The 4,284-nt window shown below is 57.7% G+C and carries 5 protein-coding genes; all 5 read right to left on the bottom strand.

Annotated features, from left to right (window positions below):
• Positions 1 to 885 (bottom strand): biotin carboxylase N-terminal domain-containing protein (locus Q0341_RS08155; RefSeq protein ID WP_299511947.1); only part of this gene is annotated, 885 nt, incomplete at its 3' end.
• Between the two features lie 20 nt (positions 886 to 905).
• A complete protein-coding gene (locus tag Q0341_RS08150) occupies positions 906 to 2,438 on the bottom strand; it encodes an acyl-CoA carboxylase subunit beta (protein WP_299511944.1) in 1,533 nt (510 codons plus the stop codon).
• Positions 2,439 to 2,469: 31 nt separating this feature from the next.
• Positions 2,470 to 3,483: a methylmalonyl Co-A mutase-associated GTPase MeaB gene (gene meaB / locus Q0341_RS08145; RefSeq protein ID WP_299511942.1), complete on the bottom strand. Its 1,014-nt coding sequence runs from the start codon at positions 3,481 to 3,483 to the stop codon at positions 2,470 to 2,472.
• Positions 3,480 to 3,929, bottom strand: coding sequence for a DUF4260 family protein (locus Q0341_RS08140; RefSeq protein WP_299511940.1), 450 nt, complete (start codon positions 3,927 to 3,929; stop codon positions 3,480 to 3,482). The genes meaB and Q0341_RS08140 overlap by 4 nt, the downstream gene beginning before the upstream one ends.
• A 10-nt stretch (positions 3,930 to 3,939) precedes the next feature.
• Positions 3,940 to 4,284: hypothetical protein (locus Q0341_RS08135; protein WP_299511936.1), on the bottom strand; the 345-nt coding region annotated here is incomplete at its 5' end.

Here is a 4,284-nt window from a genome sequence, read left to right as displayed (position 1 = left end):
GACCTGCAAACGGGTGTTCATCTCCAAAAAGTAAAAACTTTGGTCCTTGCCGACCACAAACTCCACCGTGCCCGCCGATTGGTATTTCACCGCTTTGGCCAGAAGCACCGCTTGCTCGCCCATGGCTTTGCGAGTGGCATCAGAGATGAAGGGTGACGGCGCTTCTTCGATCACTTTTTGGTGGCGGCGCTGGATCGAGCACTCGCGCTCATTCAAGTAAATCACGTTGCCGTGGCTGTCGCCCAGCACCTGGATTTCAATGTGACGGGGCTCTTCGACAAACTTCTCGATGAACACACGGTCATCGCCAAAGCTGTTGCGCGCTTCGTTGCGGCAAGAAGTGAAACCTTCAAATGCTTCTTTGTCGTTAAAAGCCACGCGCAGGCCTTTGCCACCGCCGCCCGCTGAGGCTTTGATCATCACGGGGTAGCCAATGCCTTTGGCAATCTCGACCGCTTTTTCAGCGGTTTCAATCGCGTCATTCACGCCAGGGATGCAGTTCACGCCCGCAGCGCCCGCCAGCTTTTTCGACTCGATCTTGTCGCCCATGGCGGCAATCGAGAAGTGACGCGGGCCGATGAAGGCAATGCCCTCGTCTTCGCAGCGCTTGGAGAACTCGGCGTTCTCGCTCAAGAAGCCATAGCCGGGGTGGATCGCTTGCGCACCCGTGGCTTTGGCAGCGGCGATGATTTTGTCGGCCACCAGATAGGACTCGCGAGAGGCTGCAGGGCCAATCAGCACCGCTTCGTCGGCCAGTTGCACATGGCGTGCTTCTTTGTCGGCTTCGGAATAAACGGCCACGGTTTGGATGCCCATTTTTTGGGCGGTGGCGATGACGCGGCAAGCGATTTCGCCTCGGTTGGCAATCAGTATTTTGGTAAACATGTTCTTCTTCTCCTGCGGGATTACAACGGAATGTTCCCGTGCTTGCGCCATGGGTTTTCAATCTTCTTGTCTTTGAGCATCACCAGCGAACGGGCAATGCGTTTGCGTGTGTTGTGCGGCATGATGACGTCGTCGATGTAACCCCGGTTTGCCGCCACAAATGGGTTGGCAAAGCGGGCTTTGTATTCGGCTTCTTTGGCGGCCAGTTTTTCGGGGTCGCCTTTGTCTTCGCGGAAGATGATTTCCACCGCGCCTTTGGCGCCCATCACCGCAATCTCGGCATTGGGCCAGGCAAAGTTCACGTCGCCACGCAAGTGCTTGGAGGCCATCACGTCGTAGGCGCCGCCGTAGGCTTTGCGGGTGATGACGGTGATTTTCGGCACGGTGCACTCGGCATACGCGTAGAGCAACTTGGCACCATGCTTGATGATGCCGCCGTATTCTTGGCTGGTGCCGGGCATGAAGCCGGGCACGTCCACAAAGGTGATGACGGGGATGTTGAACGCATCGCAAAAGCGCACAAAGCGCGCCGCCTTGATCGAGCTCTTGATGTCCAAGCAACCGGCCAACACCAAAGGCTGGTTGGCCACAATGCCCACGGTTTGGCCATCGATGCGGGCAAAGCCGATCAGGATGTTCTTGGCGTAATCGGGCTGCAATTCAAAGAAGTCACCGTCGTCCACCGTTTTGAGGATCAGCTCCTTCATGTCATAAGCCTTGTTGGGGTTGTCGGGCACCAAGGTGTCCAGGCTCATGTCAACGCGGTCGATGGTGTCACCACTCTTGCGAACTGGTGCTTTTTCTCGGTTGTTCAGCGGCAAGTAGTTGTACAGGCGGCGCAGCATGAGCAACGCTTCCACATCGTTTTCGAAAGCCATGTCGGCCACACCGCTCTTGGTGGTGTGGGTCAAGGCACCGCCCAGTTCCTCGGCCGTGACTTCTTCGTGGGTCACGGTTTTCACCACTTCAGGGCCGGTGACGAACATGTAAGACGTGTCCTTGACCATGAAGATGAAGTCGGTCAGCGCTGGCGAGTAAACCGCACCACCAGCCGAAGGGCCCATGATCATGCTGATCTGAGGCACCACACCTGAAGCCATGACGTTGCGCTGGAACACTTCGGCGTAGCCGCCGAGCGATGCCACGCCTTCTTGAATTCGGGCACCGCCCGAATCGTTCAAGCCAATCACGGGCGCGCCCACTTTCATGGCTTGGTCCATGACTTTGCAAATTTTCTCGGCGTGCGTTTCGGACAATGCACCGCCATACACCGTGAAGTCTTGGCTGTACACAAACACCAAACGGCCGTTGATCATGCCGTAGCCCGTGACCACGCCGTCGCCGGGGATTTTGTTGTCCTGCATGCCAAAGTCGGTGCAGCGGTGCTCCACGAACATGTCCCACTCTTCGAAGGTGCCTTCATCGAGCAACACTTCGATGCGTTCACGCGCGGTGAGTTTGCCTTTGGCGTGCTGCGCATCGATGCGCTTTTGCCCGCCGCCCAAGCGGGCAGCAGCGCGCTTTTTTTCCAGTTGTTCGATGATGTTTTGCATGCTCTGTCTTTTCTCCAGGAAGATTCGAAATTCAGCTCTGCGCCTGGTAGGCGCTGAGCAGTTGTCGGGCCGCCGTCGACGCAGCGAGTTGACCCGCCGCGACTTGTTGGCTCAATTGGGGCAGCAGGCTTTGCACGCCCGGCTGCGCCCGAAAATTGTGTTTTAGCTCGGCGTCGATGCGCTCCCACATCCACGACAGGGCTTGCTGTTGGCGGCGCAGGCCCAATCGCCCATTGGCTGTTTGCAGGCTTCGAAATTCGCTGACCGCCGCCCAAAAATTGTCCACGCCCTGACCCAACAAGGCGCTCAGCTGCACCACCTTGGGGTGCCAAAGCGTGGTGTCGGCGTGCGCATGGCCCGAGCCGCCGTGCATGCCCAGCAATTGCAAGGCACTGGTGATCTGCAACTCGGCACGGGTGGCCGCAATGGCATCGATGTCGGCCTTGTTGATGACGACCAAATCGGCGATTTCCATCACGCCTTTTTTGATGGCCTGCAAATCGTCGCCCGCATTGGGCAGCTGCATGAGCACAAACATGTCGGTCATGTTGGCCACCGCCGTCTCGCTCTGGCCCACACCCACGGTCTCAACAATCACCACGTCGTAATCCGCCGCTTCGCACACCAGCATGGACTCGCGGGTTTTTTCGGCCACGCCACCCAAAGTGCCGCTGCTCGGGCTGGGGCGGATGTAGGCACGCTCGTGCACGCTGAGCAACTCCATGCGGGTCTTGTCGCCCAAGATGGAGCCGCCCGACACGGTGGAAGAAGGGTCAATGGTCAACACCGCCACGCGGTGGCCTTGCGCGATCAGGTAAAGGCCCAGCGCCTCGATGAAGGTGGACTTGCCCACACCTGGTACGCCACTTATTCCTAAGCGAAAGGATTGGCCCGTGTGCGGCAGCATGGCCGCGAGCAGCTCGTCAGCCAAGGCGCGGTGGTCGGTGCGGGTGGATTCGAGCAACGTGATGGCTTTGGCCATGGCGCGGCGTTGAACGGGCGCGGGGCCTTGCAGTAACCCTTGGAGGATTTGCTCGGGCGTCATGCCTTGTCCCTCATGCCACGCAACACACCCAAATGTGTCACGCGAAAACCCAAGGGGAATTTCAATCCGAAGCCCAGGGCACGGTAAAAGCCAATGTGTGCAAACCAGATCAAAGCAGCTTGCAAAAAAACGGGCACATTCAATGCAAGCCCCAGCACAGCCAAAAGGCCTGCCCCCACGGTGCTGTGGGTCAGGTTGTAGGCCCACATGCCGAGCCGCTCGTTAACCAACACGTAAACCAATATAGCCACATCGGGCACCAAAAACCAAATGCCAAATTCAAGCCAAGAAAATCCTTGCACTTGATACAAGGCACTCGCCAGCAGCAAACACACCAGACCTTCAGCACGCAAAATTTTCAGCGCAGGATTCATGAGTCCATAGCGATCGCCTCTGATGTCCTGCATGTCCATGTCGGGCTGAGAAAATGGGTTGTTGCGCTTCATGTGCATGGCCTCACAAGATCTCAAAATGCCGCCCATCGGGCAATCGATAACGCGAAAAGTCGCGCACATCCATGGTCATCACGTTGAGCGTGTTTGTGTCTTGCGCCAACCAAACCAATGAGGCATCGGCCAAGTCCATTTCTGTGCGAGGCTCAGCGGTGTAACGCGCCATCAGCTCAGCCAGATCAGGGAGGTTCGACACGTCAAACGGGAACACGATGACGCCACCTTCGGACACCCATCGCAAAAACCGCTGGACGGCATTGGCACCCAGAAAGTGGCACACCTCCACCACACAGGGCCAGGTGGTCGTCAACCGCCAGTTATCGGCCAACAAGCTGGTGTAATGCCGATG

This window comes from uncultured Limnohabitans sp. (genome assembly GCF_937889215.1).
Lineage (GTDB): Bacteria > Pseudomonadota > Gammaproteobacteria > Burkholderiales > Burkholderiaceae_C > Limnohabitans_A.
The sequence above is the reverse complement of the archived record's forward strand: the minus strand, read 5'-3'. Positions and strand labels throughout refer to the sequence as shown.

Coding starts and splice junctions, on each gene's coding strand:
- Q0341_RS08150 (WP_299511944.1), bottom strand. CDS start 2,438: ATGCAAAACATCATCGAACAACTGGAAAAAAAGCGCGCTGCTGCCCGC.
- meaB (WP_299511942.1), bottom strand. CDS start 3,483: ATGACGCCCGAGCAAATCCTCCAAGGGTTACTGCAAGGCCCCGCGCCC.
- Q0341_RS08140 (WP_299511940.1), bottom strand. CDS start 3,929: ATGAAGCGCAACAACCCATTTTCTCAGCCCGACATGGACATGCAGGAC.